We start from the raw sequence: 18,787 nt of genomic DNA on the forward strand, positions 1-18,787 counted from the left end.
AATTGACAGGGCCGAATCCGGGGTGGAATTCTCATGATGCGTCCAGACTAGAGCAGGATGCGAAAAAGTGGGCACCGGTTTTTCGCATCGATCCTGCTCTCACTTTTAGACGAGAGCCGGCTGATTTCAGCTGGGATCACTTTATGATCCCAGCTGAAATCAGCCGGCTCTCGGGGTGGCCTTTTCACGAAGGCAAGCTTCGTTCCGAGCCGCGCAGCCGCAAAGGGTATCACGACGAATGGGACGCCTCTCCACCCATGTGCTGGACACGGTCAACGGCAGGGCGGCGCCGGGCGTGGCGATCACGCTCGACCGCCTGCTGTCGGATGGTTCGCGCCGCCGCCTCGTCGAGACCCTAACCAACGCCGATGGCCGCACCGATGCTCCTCTCCTGAGCGGAGACGGGCTGACCACCGGCACCTATGAGCTGAGCTTCGCGATCGGCGCCTATTTTCGCGCGCTGGGCACACCCCTGCCCGAGCCCGCCTTCCTCGACATCGTGCCGCTGCGCTTCGGCATCGCCGATGCGCAAGGCCATTATCACGTCCCGCTCCTGGCCTCGCCCTGGAGCTATTCAACCTATCGCGGCAGCTGACCCTCATGACCGACACCGCCTATCCGCGCGACCTGAAGGGCTATGGCCGCGACGCCCCCAATCCGCATTGGCCGGGCCAGGCCCGCATCGCCGTCCAGTTCGTGATCAATTACGAGGAAGGCGGCGAGAACAACATCCTGCACGGCGACGCGGCCTCGGAGGCTTTCCTGTCCGAGATCGTCGGCGCGGCGCCATGGCCCGGCCAGCGCCACATGAACATGGAGTCGATCTACGAATACGGCTCGCGCGCCGGCTATTGGCGGCTCTGGCGCATGTTCACCGAACGGAAGCTGCCGGTCACCGTCTTCGCGGTGGCGAGCGCGCTTGCGCGCTATCCTGAGATCGTCGCCTCGATGCAGGAAGCCCATTGGGAGATCGCAACCCATGGCCTGAAATGGATCGACTATCGCGATGTGCCCGCCGAGCGCGAACGCGCCGACATTCTCGAAGCCATCCGCATCCAGACCGAACTCACCGGCGAACGCCCGCTCGGCTGCTATCAGGGCCGCACCTCGCAGAACACAATTCCGCTCACCATGGCGGAAGGCGGCTTCCTCTACACGGCCGATATCTATGCCGACGAATTGCCCTATTGGCTCGCCGGCCCGAGCGGCCCGCAGCTCGCCGTGCCCTATACGCTCGACGCCAACGACATGCGCTTCGCCACGCCGCAGGGCTTCAATGCCGGCGACCAGTTCTTCGCCTATCTCAGGGACTCGTTCGACACGCTCTATGCCGAGGGCGAGACGGCGCCCAAGATGATGTCGGTCGGTTTGCATTGCCGGCTCGTCGGCCGGCCCGGACGCGCCGCGGCGCTGGCGCGCTTCCTCGACTATGTTCAGAGCCATGATCGCGTCTGGGTCGCAACCCGGCTTGAGATCGCTCGGCACTGGATCAGGCATCACCCGCCTGCCGGCGATTATGTGCCTTCGAAACTGCCCAAGGCGCTCTTCGTCGAGGTCTTTGGCCGGGTCTGGGAGCACTCGCCCTGGGTCGCGGCAGCCACCCATGACGCCGGCCTGGCCGCGAGCCAGGACAGCGCCGCCGGCCTGCATACGGCGATGGCGAAAGCGATGCGCGCCGGCTCGCGCGATCTGCAGAAGGCGCTCCTGCTCGCCCATCCCGACCTTGCCGGCAAGCTCACTGCTGCAGGCGAATTGACGCCGGAATCGAGCCAGGAACAGGCCTCCGCCGGGCTCGATCGATTGACCAGCGACGAGCGCGTCCGCTTCACCGCATTGAACGAGGCCTACAAGGCCCGCTTCGGCATCCCCTTCATCATCGCCGTGAAGGGGATGGACAAGGACGAGATCGTCGCGGCTTTCGAAGCGCGCCTGAAAAGTTCGCCTGAACAGGAATTCGAAACAGCGCTCGGGCAAGTCGAGACGATCGCGCTGCTGCGGCTGAGGGAGTTGCTGCCGGCTTAGTCGAGGAGCCACGCCGTCATTCCGGGGCTTCGCGCAGCGAAGAACCTGGAACCCAGAGCCGATACCGGTTCTCCATAATGCACTCGCATGGTGAGCTTCACTGATCGAGCGCATCGGTTCTGGGTTCCGGGCTCGATCCTTCGGATCGCCCCGGAAAGACGGAGCGCTACAGCCCGCTAACCAGATGCCCGCCATCGACAGCAATGACCGACCCGGTCATGAAGCGCGAGGCATCGGCGCAGAGCAGCAACAGCGCTCCGTCGAGATCGCCGAGATCGGCGGCGCGGCGCATCGGGATGCGCTTGATCAGCGCCTGCCCCGGCTCGGTCTCGAAGAAATCGCGGTTGAGATCGGTGATGACATAGCCCGGCGCCAGCGCATTCACCCGGACCTTGTGGCGCGCCCATTCCAGCGCCAACGCCTTGGTAAGCTGGATCAGGCCGGCCTTCGCCGCCGCATAGGGCGCGACCGAGATCGCGACCCGCTCGCCCAGGATCGAGGCGATATTGACGATCGCGCCGCCGCCATCCTGCTTGGCCATGATCCGCGCCGCGGCCTGCGCGGCAAAAAAGCAGCCCTTCAGATTGACGTCGAGATGCGCGTCCCATTGCGCCTCGCTCAGATCGAGCGCGCGCTCGGGCTCGGCGACGCCGGCATTGTTGATCAGCACGTCGAGCCCGCCCATCGCCGCACTCGCCTCGGCAAGCCCGGCCTCGATCGCAGCGACGGAAGCGACATCCAAGGCGAGCGGGCTCACCGTGCCGGGAAGGCCTTCGCAGGCCCTCGCCAGCGCGCTCAACCGGTCGAGCCGTCGTGCTGCCGCGACGACCTCGGCGCCCTGCCCCGCCAGCAGCGCGACGAAATGCGCGCCCAAGCCCGACGACGCGCCCGTCACCAGCACGCGCTTGCCCCTCAGATCCTCGAACATGCCGGTTTCCTGTTTCATCCCCGCAGCGAGGGGACACTGCGACGCCGGGCGGGTCAACAGCCCTCCCGCCTCCCCGGAAAGGAACTGTCCCAGCCGCGGCGCGTTGATCGCACTGGGTGGACATGGGAGGGATAGATGTTCCGTCTTCTTTTGATCATCGCGGTGCTCGCGATCGGCTATGACGCGGTGGTGCATCAGGGCGCCTATACGCGTAGCGCCTGGACCAGCATCGTCGGCCTCGCCGATTCAGCGGTGACCAACGCCAAGAACATGAGCGGGACAACGCGCGAGGAACCCCGCAGCCAGACCAACTGAGCAGGGCGCATCCGCGAAAGCCGGCAGCCGGATGGTTGCCGGCTTTTATCCGCCCGGCCGAGCCCGCCGCAAAAGATGCTGCAGTGCGGTGGTTTCGGCTGGACTTGATCGGACGTTGCCTCGACACTCGCGGCAGCGAAACAGCCGGGGTTCCACGCTTGACCGAGACAGCCTCCGAAGCAAGGCCGACATCCGCCGCTGAATCGAAAGATCTGGTCGAAACGCTGAAGGCCGAGATCGTCAGGAAGCTGACCTATTCGCTCGGCAAGAACCCCTCCGTCGCGCAGCCGCATGATTGGGTGACCGCCGTCATCCTCGCCGTGCGCGACCATGTCGTCGATGTCTGGCAGCGCTCGACCCATGAGAGCTACCAGACCGGGCGCAAGCGGGTTTATTATCTCTCGCTCGAATTCCTGATCGGCCGTTCGCTCGCCGACGCGCTGAACAATCTCGGCCTCACCGGCCCGGTGGCGCAAGCCATGGCCGATCTCGGCGTCGATCTCGGCGCGATCGAGACGATCGAGCCCGATGCGGCGCTGGGCAATGGCGGCCTGGGGCGTCTTGCCGCCTGCTATCTGGAGGCCATGGCCTCAACCGGCGTTCCCGCGCTCGGCTACGGCATCCGTTACGACCATGGCCTGTTCAAGCAACGCATCGATGGCGGCCGCCAGGTCGAGGTGCCCGAGGACTGGCTCTCCTTTCGCAACCCCTGGGAGTTCGAGCGCCGCGAAAGCGCTTATCAGATCGGCTTCGGCGGCTCGGTCGTCGCCACGGAGAAGCCCGGCGAGGTCACGTGGAATCCGGAGGAAGCGGTCTTCGCTGTCGCCTATGATACGCCGATCGTCGGCTGGCGCGGCCGCGACGCGACGACATTGCGGCTCTGGCGGGCGCGAGCCATGCACCCGCTCTCGCTTGACGCCTTCAACCAGGGCGACCTCGTCGGCGCCGTCGCCGAGCGCAACCGCGCCGAGGCGATCTCGAAGGTCCTCTACCCCAACGATTCCACTCCAGCCGGCCAGGAATTGCGGCTGCGCCAGGAGTTCTTCTTCACCTCGGCCTCGCTGCAGGACCTTGTGCGCCGGCATTACCGCCAGTTCGGCAAATTCGACAATCTGCCCGACAAGGTCGCGATCCAGCTCAACGACACCCATCCGGCGCTTGCCGTCGCCGAGATGATGCGGCTCCTGATAGACGAGCGCGGCCTCTCCTGGGAGGACGCCTGGACGATCACCAGCGGCACCATCTCCTACACCAACCACACCCTCCTGCCCGAGGCGCTGGAGACCTGGCCAGTCGCGCTGATGGAACGGCTCTTGCCGCGCCACATGCAGATCATCTTCGGCATCAATGCCCGCTTCCTCGACGGCGTGCGCCGCTCGGCCGGCGGAGAGGGCGTCGATCTCGCCTCGATCTCGCTGATCGACGAATCCCATGGCCGGCGAGTGCGCATGGCGCACCTCGCCTTCGTCGGCTCGCATACGGTCAACGGCGTCTCGGCGCTGCATTCGCGGTTGATGCAGGAGACGGTGTTCGCCCCGCTTCATGCGGTTTTCCCCGACCGCATCACCAACGTCACCAACGGCATCACGCCGCGGCGCTGGCTGTTCAGCGCCAATCACGGCCTGACCAAGCTGCTGACGGAGGTCTGCGGCAACGGCCTCACCGACGATATCGAGCAGATCGACAGGCTGGCCGCCCATGCCGATGACCCCGGCATGCAGGAACGATTGATCGCGATCCGGCGCGACAACAAGCTCAAGCTCGCCAAGGTGATCCGGCAGGAGACCGGCGTCGTGGTCGACCCTGCGGCGCTGTTCGACGTCCAGATCAAGCGCATCCACGAATATAAGCGCCAGCTGCTCAACATCCTGGAGACGATCGCGCTCTATGACGCGATCCGCTCCGAGCCCTATCGCGACTGGGCCCCGCGCGTGAAGATCTTCGCCGGCAAGGCCGCCTCGAATTACGGCACGGCGAAAGCGATCATCAATCTGATCAACGACGTCGCGACAGTTGTGAACAACGACATCACCACCCGCGACCGGCTGAAAGTGGTGTTCATCCCCAACTACAATGTCAGCGCTGCCGAGATCATCATCCCAGCAGCCGACGTCTCCGAGCAGATCTCGACCGCCGGCCTCGAGGCCTCGGGCACCGGCAACATGAAGTTCGCGCTCAACGGCGCGCTGACCATCGGCACGATGGACGGCGCCAATATCGAGATCAGCGAACGCGTTGGCCTCGACAACATCGTCATCTTCGGCATGTCGGCGGCCGAGGTCGAGGCAGCCAAGCGCAATCCGCGCCCGACCGGCGAGGTCATCGCCACGACGCCGCATCTCGAAGGCGTGCTCGACGCGGTCGCTGGCGGCGCCTATTCACCGGGCGACCGCAATCGCTATGCCGGGCTGGTCGACGGCCTCAGGGCGAATGACTGGTTCATGGTCCTGAACGATTTCGAGAGTTATCGGCTGGCGCAACGCCGCATCGACGGGCTCTGGGCCAATCAGCCGGAATGGTGGCGCATGTCGATCGCCAACACCGCCCATTGCGGCTGGTTCAGTGCCGACCGCGCCATCCGTGAATATGCGCAGCGCATCTGGCGGGTGCCCGCCGGCTTCGCCGCGAAGGGCTAACCGACTTGGGCGCGCCCTGGCGGATCGCGCCCTCCGCCCTGCCAGAGCGGATGGGCGCGAACATCACGCCGGACGGCGTCGCGTTCGCGGTGTTCTCGCGCAATGGCGACAGCGTCCAGCTTTGCCTGTTCGACGATGACGGCGAGCACGAGATCGCCCGCCTGCCCTTGCCCTGCCGCAGCGGCGACATCCATCATGGCCTGCTGCCGGGCGCGAAACCTGGCCTGCGCTACGGCCTGCGTGTCGAAGGGCCCTGGCAGCCCGAACGCGGCTACCGCTTCGATGCGACCAAGCTGCTGGTCGATCCCTATGCGACGCTGATCGACCGGCCCTTTCGCTGGGATCCCGCCTTGGCGGCTCCGCCCTCGACCGGAATAGACACAGCCGCGCTCGTGCCGCGCTGCGTCGTCGTGGGAACCGAACCAGCCCAGGTCAGGCCGGGCCGAGAGCAGGCGCCCGCCTTCATCTACGAACTCGGCGTCAAATCCTTCACGATGCGCCAACCCGCCATCCCGCGGCCTCTGCGCGGAACGCTGGCGGCGCTCACCGCCGAACCGGTCCTCGCCCATCTGCAACGGCTCGGCGTCAGCCATGTCGAATTGATGCCGGTCGCAGCCTGGATGGATGAGCGCCATCTGCCACCGCTCGGGCTGAGCAATGCCTGGGGCTACAACCCAGTCAATTTCTTCGCGCTCGATCCGCGCCTCGCCCCCGGCGGCGAGGCCGATCTGCGCAAGCTCTGTGCTGCCTACGCCCAAGCCGGTATCGGCATCATCCTCGACATCGTCCTCAACCACACGGCCGAGAGCGACGAGCATGGCGCGACGATCTGCCTGCGCGGCCTGGACAACGCGGTCTATTACCGCCACGCCACGGACGATCCCGGCCGATTGATCAACGACACCGGCTGCGGCCATACGCTGGCGCTCGACCGCGCGCCGGTCCTGCGTATGGCGACGGATGCGCTCCGGCATTGGCGGGCCTGCGGCGTCGCAGGCTTCCGCTTCGATCTCGGCACGGTGATGGGCCGCTCCGATACCGGCTTCTCAGCCGAAGCCCCGCTTTTCGCCGCGCTCCTGCAGGACCCCGACCTCGCCAACGCGCTCTTGATCGCCGAGCCCTGGGACATCGGCCCCGGCGGCTATCGGCTCGGCGAATTCCCCGCTCCCTTCGCCGAATGGAACGGCCGCTATCGCGACGATGTCCGCCGCTTCTGGCGCGGCGACGCAGGCGCGGCAGGCGCGCTGGCAACGCGATTGTCCGGCTCGGCCGACCTCTTCGCCAGCCGGCATCGCGGGCCCAATGCCGGCATCAATTTCATCGCCGCCCATGACGGCTTCACGCTTGCCGACCTCGTCGCCTACGCCGGCAAGCACAACGAGGCCAATGGCGAGGGCAACCGCGACGGCGACAATGACAGCCACAGCTGGAACAACGGCATCGAAGGCGCCAGCGACGACGTAGCTGTGAAGGCCGCACGCGATAGCGATATCCGCGCGCTGCTGGCGACTCTGTTTCTCTCGCGCGGCATTCCGATGCTGGCGGCCGGCGACGAATTCGGCCGGACTCAGTTCGGCAACAACAACGCCTATGCCCAGGACAATGACAGGTTCTGGCTGGATTGGGCGGAGGCGGATCAGGAGCTGATCGCGCTCGCCGCCCAATTATCCGCCCTGCGCAGGGACCATCCCCTGATCCGTGGCGAGCACTTTCTGACGGGGCAGCCTTCCAACGGCTCGAAGCGCCCCGACGCGACCTGGCTGCGCGCAGACGGAACGCCTCTCGCTGACGCCGACTGGCGTGGACTCGATGTCTTCGGGCTGCGGTTAGCGAGAACCGGCGAGGCTGTGCTGATCGCGATCAACCGCCGGCATGAGGCGGCAGCCTTCACGCTGCCTGGCGCTTCGGCGAGCCAGGCCTGGCGCCGGATCTTCTGCAGTTCGCCAGCTCAAGCGGAAACCGAATTGCCCTCTCGCAGCGTATCTCTCTTCGCGGAAGCCGCCCTGCCGACACCACCGCCCTGATCACCTTTCCCCGGCCTCGACATCAAAGCGCGCGGCATCATTCTCGACCATGCCTGCACCTTTGACGCGCCGGGCATGGACGGAGGCTGAGGCGACGGCCGCCCCCTCTCCGCAACGTCATGTCGCTACATCCGCGGCAAGAGCGGCAACGCCGCCGCCCTTCAAACAAGACTTGCCAGGCGGCCCAGGATTTGCATCGATAGGTTGCATCGCAACATGGAACTTTAACCTTTCCGAAGTGTTCTCAAAACAGCGTTCAGGCGGGAATCGCGACGATGTCCGAAGTGCCTATGCAGGCCGTAATCGACACCAGTTCCGCAACCTCCGGCCACGCTTTGACCTACGCCGCGGCAGTCAAGGACGGAGCTCCTGATCCTCGTTCCGCTCTGCCCTCGGCCACCAGACTTCTCTTCGTGACCTCAGAGATGGGCGACTTCATCAAGGCCGGCGGCCTGGGTGAAGTCTCCTCGGCCCTGCCACGCCAATTGCGCGCGCTCTGCGATGTCCGCGTACTCATCCCCGGCTTCAGGAAGGTGCGCGCGGCCAAGCCGGCCATGGACATCGTCGCGCAATTGCCGCGCACGGCGAGCCTGCCGCCCTGGTCGCTCGGCCGCTTCAACACGCCAGACGGGCTCACCATCTATGCCGTGCTCTGCGACGAGCTTTATGACCGCGAAGGCTCTCCCTATGGCCCCTTCGCGGGCGGCGACTTCAGCGACAACGACATTCGCTTCGCCAGGCTCTCATTGGCCGCAGCCGAGATCGCGGCCGGTGAGGCCGATCCGAACTGGAAGCCCGACATCATCCACGTCAACGACTGGCCCTCAGCCTTGGCGCCAGGCTATCTGCGCTGGAAGGGGCTCAGCACCCCCTCGATCCTGACCATCCATAACCTCGCCTATCAGGGGCTCTACCAGCCGGCTCGCATGAGCGCGCTGGGCATCCCCGACCTCGCCTTCTCGGTCAACGGCGCCGAATTCCATGGCAAGATCTCGTTCCTGAAGACCGGCATCTATTACGGCTCGCATGTCACCACGGTGAGCGAGACCTATGCCCGCGAGATCACCACCGCCGAGCATGGCTGCGGGCTCGAGGGCCTGCTCAAGACACGGATGGACGAAGGCCGCCTGACCGGCATCGTCAACGGCATCGACGATAGCTGGACCTCGCCGATCGCCGGGGAAAAGGCGCCTACGCGTTTGATCCGTCAGTGGAAGCAGAAGAACGCGACCGATATCCGCCAGACCTTCGACCTGCCGCAATCGCGCGGTCCGCTGTTTTCGATCATCTCCCGCCTCGTCCACCAGAAAGGCATCGATCTTTCGATCGAGGCCGCCGAGACCATTATCGCCAATGGCGGCCAGCTCATCGTCACCGGGCGCGGCGAGCCGCGGTTGGAGGATGCGATCGAGCGGCTCGCCCGGCAGAATCCACATGCCATCGCCGCGCGCATCGGCTTCGACGATGCCGAGGCGCGGCGCATCTTCGCCGCCAGCGATTTCCTGCTGATGCCATCGCGCTTCGAGCCTTGCGGGCTGAGCCAGATGTACGCTCAGCGCTTCGGCACGCTGCCGATCGCCTATCGCACCGGAGGATTGGTCGACACCATCGAGGACGGGCTCTCCGGCTTCCTGTTCTCCTCGCCGACCGGCGCCGGGCTGACCTCGGCCGTGACGCGCGCTTTGCAGGCGTTCAAGACGAAGCGGGCCTTCAAGCAGATGCGCGAGCACGCCATGGCCAAGCGCTTCGACTGGGCGCGCCCGACCCATCGTTATGCCGATGTCTATGCCAGGGCGCTCGCGGCTTGAGTTCGCCCGGTCTTCTGCTCGCCGGACACTGGCCTATCGCGCGTTCTCGCTCAGCTCTTCCTTGCGGGCGCGGGCCCGGTTGCGGACGTCTTGGTTGCAGCCGTCTTGGCGGGCGGGGCGGCTTTGGCCGAGGCCTTCGCGAGGGAGGCGGGCACATTACCCTTGGTCATGTTGCCCTTGGCCACGGGTTTGGCGCTCACAGTCGCGCTCGCGGCGACACGCGCTTCGGCCTGCTGCCAATGCGTCAGATCGCGGCCCTCGGGCTTTCCCTCCGCCTCCCAGATCGCATAGGCCGTGTCACGAACGATCTGTTCTCGGCTCATCGCATTTCTCTCTTTCACACGCCGCCCACGCCGTGTGACAACCGCAATTGCAAAGCTTGGTTCCATGTCCAGCGCGGCACCGAACACGATCTCCCCAGCGCGGAACGCAACGTGACTCTGTTGCGTTGCATCATCGCCGATTCCGCTCCCACGACGGCGTTCGGTTCATGATGGGACCAGGATAGATGACGCGCCAGAGTCCGCTCCGCCTCCCCAGCCTGCCGGCGCGCGATCTCGCCCTTCTGGAAGAGGGTCGCCACCCCGATGCTTTCGCCGTGCTGGGCCGCCATGCCGCGGGCGACGTCACCGTGGTGCGCGCCTTTCTGCCCGGCGCGAATTATGTCGAGCTGATCCTCGGCGAAGGCCGCGACGCCATTGCCATGATCGGCCAGGGCACCGGCCTGTTCGAGGCGCCCGCCCCTGCTGAGGGACCATACCGATTGCGCGCGGCCTGGCCGGGCGGCATCACCGAAAGCGCCGATCCCTACAGCTTTGGCCTGCTGCTCTCGGAGGACGACATCTATCTCTTCGCCGAGGGCCGGCATTTCGACCTCGCGACGCGGCTCGGCGCCAATCTGCGCATGATCGACGGCGTCGAGGGCACGCTCTTTGCCGTCTGGGCTCCCAACGCCTCCCATGTCGCGGTCGTCGGCGACTTCAACAGCTGGGACGGTCGCCGCCATCCAATGCGCCGCAGGCTCGGCCCAGGCGTCTGGGAGCTGTTCATCCCCGGCGTCGAGGCCGGCGCGGCCTATAAATACGCGATCATCGCGGCGTCGGGCGAACACTTGCCCTGGAAGGCCGACCCGCTGGCCCGCCGCACCGAGGCGCCGCCGCGTACCGGCTCCGTCGTCGCCGCTCCCGCCGAGTTCAGCTGGAGCGACGAAGCCTGGCTCGCACATCGCGAGCGCGCCCACCCGATGGCAGAGCCCATGGCCTGCTACGAGGTCCATGTCGGCTCCTGGCTGCGCACGCAATGGGGCCAGATGGGCTCCTGGGACGAGGCGGTCGACCGGCTGATCCCCTATCTCCAGCATATGGGCTTCAGCCATGTCGAATTGATGCCGATCACCGAGCATCCGTTCGGCGGCTCCTGGGGCTACCAGCCGCTGGGGATGTATGCCCCGACCGCACGGCTCGGCCCGCCCGAGGCCTTCGCCCGCTTCGTCGACCACTGCCATGCCGCCGGCATCGGCGTGATCCTCGACTGGGTGCCGGCGCATTTCCCCTCCGACGAACACGGCCTCGCCCGCTTCGACGGCAGCGCGCTCTACGAGCATGAAGACCCGCGCGAGGGCTTCCACCGCGACTGGAACACGCTGATCTACAATGTCGGCCGGCGCGAGGTGCGCGGCTTCCTGATCGCCTCAGCGCTGTGGTGGGTCGAGACCTTCCATCTCGATGGCCTGCGCGTCGATGCGGTCGCTTCGATGCTCTACCGCGACTACAGCCGCCTGCCGGGCGAATGGGTGCCCAACCAATATGGCGGCCGCGAGAACCTGGAGGCCGTCAGCTTCTTCCAGGAGCTCAACACGCTGATCGGCGCGCGTGGGCGCGGCGCGGTCACCATCGCCGAGGAATCGACCGCCTGGGCCGGCGTCACCTCGCCGGTCCACCATGGCGGGCTCGGCTTCCATTTCAAATGGAACATGGGCTGGATGCACGACACGCTGCGCTATTTCGCGCGTGATTCCGTTCATCGCGGCCACCATGGCGACGACGTCACCTTCGGGCTGCTCTACGCCTTCTCCGAGAATTTCGTGCTGCCGATCTCGCATGACGAGGTCGTGCACGGTAAAGGCTCGCTGCTCTCGCGCATGCCGGGCGACGACTGGCAGCGCTTCGCGAACCTGCGCCTCTGCCTGGCGCTGATGTGGAGCCATCCCGGCAAGAAGCTGCTCTTCATGGGCTGCGAGTTCGGCGCGGAGGACGAGTGGAACGTCGACGTGCCCTTCCCCTGGCCGCACCCCGATGACGCGCGACGCCGCGGCGCGATGCAACTCGTACGCGATCTCAACGCGCTCTACCGTTCGACGCCCGCCCTCCACCGCCTCGACCATACGCCCGAGGGCTTCGCCTGGGTGATCGCCGACGACCGCGCCAACTCGGTCTTCGCCTTCCGCCGCTCTGGCGGCGCGGACACGCCCGACATCCTCGTCGTCGCCAACATGACGCCGGTGCCGCGCCACGATTATCGCATCGGCGTGCCCAGGAGCGGGCTCTGGCGCGAACGGCTCAACAGCGATGCGGGCGTCTATGGCGGCGCCGATATCGGCAATGGCGGGCACTGCCGAACCAGTTCTGTCGCTCGGCATGGCCAGCGCCAGAGCCTGTCGCTGACACTGCCACCGCTCGGCCTGCTCCTCCTCGAGCATGACAGCGCCGGCCGCTAGATCATGCTGTCTTGCCCCAGAGCCCCATGACCTTTCCCCGCCGGAGCCCCCGATGAGCGACGAAACCCTGCGCCAGCTTGCGGCCAAGGCCGGCGTCGCGCCCGATTGGACCGACCAGACCGGCGCGGAGCGCGCCGTCTCTCCCGACAGCCTGCGCGCCATCCTCGCAGCCCTCGGCCTGCCCGCCGACAGCGACCAGGCCCTGCACCACTCGCTCGTTCTGCTGGACAGCGGCGGCCAGGCTTCAGCCTCGCGCTTCACCACGGCGCGCATCGGCCAGCCGGTCAGCTTGCCTGCCGCATCAGGCGGAACGACAATCGAAATCACGCTGGACGGCGGCACGCGTTGCGTTGTCAGCGCCGAAGCCGGCCCTGACGGCACGCTCACCCTGCCGGCCTTCAGCGAGCCGGGCTACCACATCGCACATCTGCCCGATGGCGACGTCACCATCGCCGCCGCGCCAACGCGCTGCGTCACCTTCGCCGATCTGAACGCCGGCGCGCCCGGTTGGGGGCTGGCGGCACAGATCTATTCGCTCAGAAGCGAGGGCGATGGCGGTATCGGCAATTTCGCCGGCGTCGCGGCGCTCGGCCGCAGTGCCGCTAAACAGGGAGCCGACGCGCTCGCGATCAGCCCCGTCCATGCGCTCTATGGCGCCAGACCCGAGCTGTTCAGCCCCTATTCGCCCTCGACGCGCCTGTTCTGCAATCCCCTCCATGCCGACCCAGCAACCACCTTTCCCATTGAACTGATCCGGGACGTAGTCGCGCAGCTCAGCCTCGGCGAGGAGATGGCGAGGCTCTCCGCCCTGCCCCAGATCGATTGGCTTGCCGCGACGCCGCCGCATTGGGCCTTGCTGCGGGCACTGTTCGGTGCCCTTCGCGACCCTGCCCGCTCCCTGGACGCTCCACGCGCCGATTTCGAGCGCCATTTGGCCGACGCCTCGCCGCTGCTCAGGGCCCATGCCGTCTTCGAGGTTCTGCATGGGGCCGAATTGCGCCGCGATCCGACCATCAAAAGCTGGCGCGACTGGCGGCCGGCTTATCGCGATCCCAACAGCCCCGAGGTCTCGGCCTTCGCCGCCGAACATCAGGACGAGGTCACCTACCAGATCTTCCTGCAATGGCTGACCGGCCGCTCCTATGGCGAGGCTCAGCGCGCCTGCCGCGAAGGCGGCATGAAGGTCGGGCTCATCGCCGATCTCGCGATCGGCATGGACGGCGCCGGCAGCCATGCCTGGAGCCGTCAGCATGAGGTGCTGGGCGGCCTCAGCATCGGTGCACCGCCCGATTACTACGCCGCGGAAGGCCAGAACTGGGCCTTGACCACCTTCTCGCCGCGCGGCCTCGAAGCCTCGGGCTACGCACCCTTCATCGAGACGCTGCGCGCGAGCCTGCGCCATGTCGGCGGCATCCGTATCGACCATGTCATGGGCATGAGCCGGCTCTGGCTGATTCCGGAAGGCGCGGGCGCGCTCGACGGCGCCTATGTCTCCTTCCCTACTGAGCCGCTGTTTCGCCTGATTGCGCTTGAATCCTGGCGGCACAGGGCGATCGTCATCGGCGAGGATCTCGGCACGCTGCCGAACGGCTTTCGCGATGATCTGCGCGCCCAGGGCGTCGCCGGCCTGCGCGTGCTGCGCTTCGAGAAGACGCAGCACAGCTATGTGCCGCCGGAACAATGGGATGCCGGTGCGGTCGCCCTGACCACGACCCACGACCTGCCGCCGACCGCAGGCTGGTGGGCCGGAGCCGACATCGACCCGCGCGATGACGGCAGCGACCAGGACAGCGTGCGCGCCTGGGATCGCGGCGTGCTCTGGGGCGCCTTCCAGAATGCCGGGCTGGTCGAGGGCGAGCGCCCGGCGCCCGACGACACCGATCCCGTGGTCAATGCTGCGATCCGCTACATCGCCCGGACGCCCTGCACCCTGAAACTACTGCCGATCGAGGACGCGCTCGGCATCAGAACGCAGCCCAATGTACCGGGCACGACGACGGAGAAGCCAAACTGGCGGCATCGGCTCGACGGCGAGGCGGGCGCTCTGCTGGATGATCCGAAGGTGCAGGCAAGGTTGCGTCATCTCGGCCCGCCGCGCGAGCAACCGTGACGCACCACCCGTCATTGCGAGCGTAAGCGAAGCAATCCAGGAGGTCTCGCACAGCCCCCTGGATTGCTTCGTCGCTGCGCTCCTCGCAATGACGGTGAGGCGCTCGGTAGCCGCACTCAAGCCGCCGCCCGCGCCTCGACGATGCCCGCTATCGCCTCCAGCATGCGGGTGTCGTCGCCGGCCAGCCCCTCCATCGCCGCCATGCGCGCGATCACGGTGCCGGCGACCGCCTCCTCGACCGTATCCTCAGCATAGGCATAGAAGATCGTCGCGTGCTGGCCGTCGCGGTGGCAGCGGCCCTCGATCTGCTGGAGCTGGATCGCGGAGTGGCGCATGTCGTGGATCACCAGCGAGCGCTCGCGCTCGCCGCCCGGCATCTCGCCGCGATGCAATGAGATCGATTCCGTCACGGTGAAGATCACGGCGTCGAGGCGGCCGGTCTGGAAGGCGATGCGCGTCTCCTCATTGACCGCGCCGGAGCGCTCGCCATTGATCTCGCCGACTGTCCAGCCGCGCCCGCGCAGGGCCTCGGCCAGCATGGCGCTGGTTTCGAGGAAGGCGACCGAGACCGCGACCTGCTCGTCATTCCCCAGCAGATCGTCGCAGAAATCGACCGTTCCCGGAATCCGCAGCAGGCTCGCCTTCTGGCGGAAGCGCAGATCGGCGGCCCAGCCCTGCGGCTTGCGTGTCGAGCCCCCAGCCAGGCCCAATTCGCGCCGGAACTCGCGCCAGGTCGCATCATAGAGCTTGCGCGCCGCGCTATCCAACGCCACCGGCGCAAGCTCGCGCTGCACCTCCGGCCAGCCCGCGATCTCTTCGGGCCGGCGGCGCAAACCGATGGCGCGCTCGCCACGATAGAGCAGCCCGGCCATCACCTTGCGATCGGCCTCGTTGGGCTCCCAGCTCCAGTTCTTCCAGCGCCCTTTCGCCCGGCCGATCCTCAGCTGCTTCATCAGCACGCGAAACCCGTCGAGATCGGCGCTCGGCATGCCCGCCGCCCGCGCCAGCAGCGGCCCGAGATAGGAGAGTTCATGCGGCGACTGGCCGGCGGTGGCGCTCATATAGATCGTGAAGCGCGCGGCTGCGGCCATCTGGCGGCAGACCAGCCCCTGCTGCGAATTCGGGTTGCGGATGCGATGCGCCTCGTCGATCACGACGAGCGGCCAGACGCGCTTGGGCGCACCATGCTTGGCGAGCTCGTTGTTCTTCGCCCGGACCGAGCGCTTCTTGCTGTCGGCCGGGGCCGCCAGCAGCGACTTCGTCCGCTCGAAATTCATCAGCGTGACGCGCTTGGCCGGCAGGCCCGAGAGCGCCATCGTCCGCCGCCATTGCGGGATCGCCCCCTTCGGACAGATCACCAGCACCTCATCCTCCGGCATCGCCGAGAGCGCGAGCCAGGCCGAGAGCGTCTTGCCGAGCCCGGTCAGGTCGCCGAGCAGGAAGCCCGGCGCAGCCTTGGCGCGCGCCGCGAGAATCGCGTCGCGCGCCACGAGCTGATGGGCATGCGGCACCATCAGGGCGGCGCCGTCGGCTTGCGTTCCGGAGATCGAAGTCATGCCGTCTGCGTTGCCATGTCCACGGCTTGCGCCGCAAGCCCGGTGCTCCGCGCCACCGCCGGCGCGAGCCTGTCGACGCTCTCCAGCTCCTGCATGAGGAGCGCCAGGAAATTCGTCACCAGCTTCGGCAGGACACGGCCCGACATGGTTTGCAATTGCAGGCTGCGCGCGGGCATCTCGGCGTCCTTCAACGGCAATGCGACGAGCGAGCCGTCGCGTTCCGAGGCCCCGAAGGCGATGCTGCTGGCGAAGGTCACCGCCCCACCGAGCCGGCAGAAATGCAGCACGCTGGTGACATTGGTCGAGGTCAGCACCGGGTCCAGCGTCAGTCCCCGTGCCGCGCAATGGATGTCCATGACCTTGCGCACCGTCGCCTCGCCATCGAGCATCGCGATCGGATAGGCGAAGATCTCGCCATGCTGACCGGCGCCCGCGCCAGCAGCGGATGGTTCGAGGCGACATAGGCATAGGTCGGGACGGCGCGCTGCCAATGGGTCGTGACGCCACGCTCGGAGGTCAACACGAAGGTCGCGCCGATATCGACCGAGCCGAGCCGCACCTGCTCCGTCACCACCAGCGGCGACATCACCTTGATGTCGAAGGCGACCTCCGCGTGCCGCTTGCGGAAGGCGTGGATCATCTCGGGAATGAAGCTGATCGCCAGGCCCTCGGTGACGCCCAGCCGGATCAAGCCCTTATCGGCGCTGTTGAGTTCGCGGATTTCGCTGACGACCTGCTCGCTCTCCAGCGCCAGGCGCTGCGCATAGGCGGCCAGCGTCTCTCCGGCCTGGGTCAGGATCATGCCGCGCGCGCGCCGCTCGAACAGCAGCGCGTCGAGTTCCTTCTCGAGATTGGAGACTTGCCGGCTGACCGCCGACGCGGCCACACGCAGGCGCTGGGCCGCCGCGCTGACCGAACCGGTCCGCGCCACCTCGAGGAAATATCGCAGGGCCGATGTCTGCATGGGAACGCCTGTAGCCCTCCCTTGCCCAAACGGCAACAATCCGTTCGATTCATTCTTATGGCGGCAAGCGCAATCCTTGGGCAGATTTGTTTCCGCACAAAGGAACGGCAGAGACGGCAAAGCCGCGACACCGCAAACCGCTTCGAGGGGACCGAAGAATGACATTGATAGCCAAGGCTTGCGCGCTGATGAAGGCTTGCGCGCTGATGCTGGCTTCGACCGCGCTGGTGGCGACGGCGTCCAGCCCGGCGCTCGCCCAGAAGGCCGCCAACACCGTCCGCTTCGCCTATGATCAGGCGCCCGAGAACGTCGATCCGTTCTTCAACAATGTCCGCATCGGCGTGATCATCGGCGCCAATGTCTGGGACACGCTGATCTACCGCGACCCCGAAACCAACGAATACAAGGGCCAACTCGCCAAGAGCTGGAAGCAGATCGACGACAAGACGATCGAGTTCGATCTGCGCGAGGGCGTCAAGTTCCACAATGGCGAGGAGTTCGACGCCGACGACGTCGTCTACACGCTGAACTTCATCGCCAAGCCCGAGAACAAGGTTGTCACCCAGGGCAACGTCAACTGGGTCGAGAAGGCCGAGAAGCTCGACAAATACAAGGTCCGCGTCACCACCAAGGAGGTCTTCCCGGCCGCGATCGAATATCTCGCCGGCCCGGTCGTGATCCATCCCAACGCATATTACGAGAAGGTCGGCCCCAAGGGCCAGAACGAGAAGCCGGTCGGCTCGGGCCCCTACAAGGTCACCAATTACGTCCCGGGCAAGTCGATCACGCTCGAGGCCAACAAGGACTATTTCAAGGATTCGCCGAAGAAGCCGGGCAAGATCGGCAAGATCGAGATTCGCTTCATCCCCGATCGCCAGACCCAGATGGCCGAGGCGCTGTCGGGTGGCGTCGACCTGATCATGCATGTCCCCAAGGACCAGGCCGACCAGCTCAAGGCCGTGCCGACGTTGCAGGTCGTCTCGGGCGAGACGATGCGCATCGTCTTCATGCAGATCAACTCATTGGAGAACACGCCCGCGCCGGCACTGAAGGATGAGCGCGTCCGCAAGGCGATCAACCACGCCATCGACCGTGAGGCCATGGTCAAGAATATCGTCGGCGAGGGCTCGCGCGTCCTCAACACGATCTGCTTCCCCTCGCAGTTCGGCTGCACCGACGAGGGCGCGGCGCGCTATCCCTATGATCCCGCCAAGGCCAAGGCCCTGCTCGCCGAGGCCGGCGTCAAGGATCTGACGCTCGACATCGTCGCCTATCGCGAGCGCAACCAGACCGAAGCCCTGATCGGCTATCTCCAGCAGGTCGGCATCAAGACCAATCTGCGCTTCCTGCAATATGCCGCGATGCGCGAGGTCATCAGCAGCAACAAGGCCAACCTGACGCACCAGACCTGGGGTTCCTTCTCGGTCAACGACGTCTCGGCCAACACGCCGAACTACTTCGCCTTCCGCACCGAGGATATCACCAAGGACGCAACCGTCCGCGACCTGCTCAACAAGGGCAACAACTCGGTCGCGCCCGATATCCGCAAGGCGGCCTATCAGGAGGCGCTGAAGATCATCGCCGACAAGGCCTATGCGGTGCCGCTCTATTCGCTGCCGGTCTACTACGTCGCCAGCAAGGACCTCGGCTTCAAGGCCTATCCCGATGAGATGGTGCGCTTCTGGGAGATGGGCTGGAAGTAAGCTCG

The 18,787-nt window shown here is 66.3% G+C and carries 14 protein-coding genes; 9 read left to right on the top strand and 5 right to left on the bottom strand.

What is annotated here, in order from left to right; all coding sequences use genetic code 11:
* Positions 1 to 238 precede the first annotated feature (238 nt).
* Both uraH and puuE read left to right on the top strand, forming a co-directional pair.
* The gene (gene uraH / locus BHK69_RS24605) at positions 239 to 595 is read left to right on the top strand and encodes a hydroxyisourate hydrolase (RefSeq protein ID WP_069692401.1); all 357 of its coding nucleotides are present in this window, start codon (positions 239 to 241) and stop codon (positions 593 to 595) included.
* Positions 596 to 600: 5 nt separating this feature from the next.
* Positions 601 to 2,022: an allantoinase PuuE gene (puuE, locus tag BHK69_RS24610; RefSeq protein ID WP_069692402.1), complete on the top strand. Its 1,422-nt coding sequence runs from the start codon at positions 601 to 603 to the stop codon at positions 2,020 to 2,022.
* A gap of 166 nt (positions 2,023 to 2,188) precedes the next feature.
* Here puuE and BHK69_RS24615 read toward each other — a convergent pair whose 3' ends face one another.
* Positions 2,189 to 2,950 (bottom strand): SDR family NAD(P)-dependent oxidoreductase, encoded by a 762-nt coding sequence (locus tag BHK69_RS24615; protein ID WP_069692403.1) that lies wholly within the window; start codon positions 2,948 to 2,950, stop codon positions 2,189 to 2,191.
* A 135-nt stretch (positions 2,951 to 3,085) separates the two neighbouring features.
* Between BHK69_RS24615 and BHK69_RS24620 the strand changes: the two genes are divergently transcribed.
* The 4 genes from BHK69_RS24620 (at position 3,086) to glgA (ending at position 9,733) form a co-directional block, all read left to right on the top strand.
* Positions 3,086 to 3,265 (top strand): hypothetical protein, encoded by a 180-nt coding sequence (locus BHK69_RS24620; protein ID WP_069692404.1) that lies wholly within the window; start codon positions 3,086 to 3,088, stop codon positions 3,263 to 3,265.
* Positions 3,266 to 3,423: 158 nt separating this feature from the next.
* Positions 3,424 to 5,901, top strand: a complete 2,478-nt coding sequence (locus BHK69_RS24625; protein ID WP_069692405.1) for a glycogen/starch/alpha-glucan phosphorylase — start codon at positions 3,424 to 3,426, stop codon at positions 5,899 to 5,901.
* A 5-nt stretch (positions 5,902 to 5,906) separates the two neighbouring features.
* Positions 5,907 to 7,925, top strand: coding sequence for a glycogen debranching protein GlgX (glgX, locus tag BHK69_RS24630; RefSeq protein ID WP_199578980.1), 2,019 nt, complete (start codon positions 5,907 to 5,909; stop codon positions 7,923 to 7,925).
* Positions 7,926 to 8,338: 413 nt separating this feature from the next.
* Positions 8,339 to 9,733 carry a glycogen synthase GlgA gene (gene glgA / locus BHK69_RS24635; RefSeq protein ID WP_244548310.1) on the top strand — a complete coding sequence of 465 codons (1,395 nt, stop codon included), beginning with the start codon at positions 8,339 to 8,341 and terminating at the stop codon, positions 9,731 to 9,733.
* A gap of 50 nt (positions 9,734 to 9,783) precedes the next feature.
* Here glgA and BHK69_RS24640 read toward each other — a convergent pair whose 3' ends face one another.
* Positions 9,784 to 10,056 (bottom strand): DUF2934 domain-containing protein, encoded by a 273-nt coding sequence (locus BHK69_RS24640; RefSeq protein WP_069692408.1) that lies wholly within the window; start codon positions 10,054 to 10,056, stop codon positions 9,784 to 9,786.
* A 185-nt stretch (positions 10,057 to 10,241) separates the two neighbouring features.
* Between BHK69_RS24640 and glgB the strand changes: the two genes are divergently transcribed.
* Together glgB and malQ are read left to right on the top strand one after the other, a co-directional pair.
* Positions 10,242 to 12,449, top strand: a complete 2,208-nt coding sequence (glgB, locus tag BHK69_RS24645; protein WP_069692409.1) for a 1,4-alpha-glucan branching protein GlgB — start codon at positions 10,242 to 10,244, stop codon at positions 12,447 to 12,449.
* 52 nt (positions 12,450 to 12,501) lie between these two features.
* Entirely contained in the window at positions 12,502 to 14,559 is a 2,058-nt protein-coding gene (gene malQ, locus BHK69_RS24650; protein WP_069692410.1) for a 4-alpha-glucanotransferase, read from the top strand.
* A gap of 116 nt (positions 14,560 to 14,675) precedes the next feature.
* Here the strand turns inward: malQ and BHK69_RS24655 are convergent, their stop codons facing one another.
* From BHK69_RS24655 to BHK69_RS33695, 3 genes are read right to left on the bottom strand one after another with little or no spacing between them, the layout of a single operon-like run.
* Complete coding sequence (locus BHK69_RS24655; RefSeq protein WP_069692411.1) at positions 14,676 to 16,115, bottom strand: SNF2-related protein; 1,440 nt, start codon at positions 16,113 to 16,115, stop codon at positions 14,676 to 14,678.
* Entirely contained in the window at positions 16,112 to 16,483 is a 372-nt protein-coding gene (locus BHK69_RS33690; protein WP_199579324.1) for a LysR substrate-binding domain-containing protein, read from the bottom strand. Before BHK69_RS33690 ends, BHK69_RS24655 begins: the two co-directional genes overlap by 4 nt.
* Positions 16,441 to 17,079: a LysR family transcriptional regulator gene (locus BHK69_RS33695; RefSeq protein WP_069692413.1), complete on the bottom strand. Its 639-nt coding sequence runs from the start codon at positions 17,077 to 17,079 to the stop codon at positions 16,441 to 16,443. Before BHK69_RS33695 ends, BHK69_RS33690 begins: the two co-directional genes overlap by 43 nt.
* Positions 17,080 to 17,237: 158 nt before the next feature.
* Here BHK69_RS33695 and BHK69_RS24670 point away from each other — a divergent pair, with 158 nt between their 5' ends.
* Positions 17,238 to 18,782, top strand: a complete 1,545-nt coding sequence (locus tag BHK69_RS24670; protein WP_244548311.1) for an ABC transporter substrate-binding protein — start codon at positions 17,238 to 17,240, stop codon at positions 18,780 to 18,782.
* The last annotated feature ends 5 nt before the right edge of the window (positions 18,783 to 18,787 follow it).

It is taken from the genome of Bosea vaviloviae (assembly GCF_001741865.1).
Classification (GTDB): domain Bacteria; phylum Pseudomonadota; class Alphaproteobacteria; order Rhizobiales; family Beijerinckiaceae; genus Allobosea; species Allobosea vaviloviae.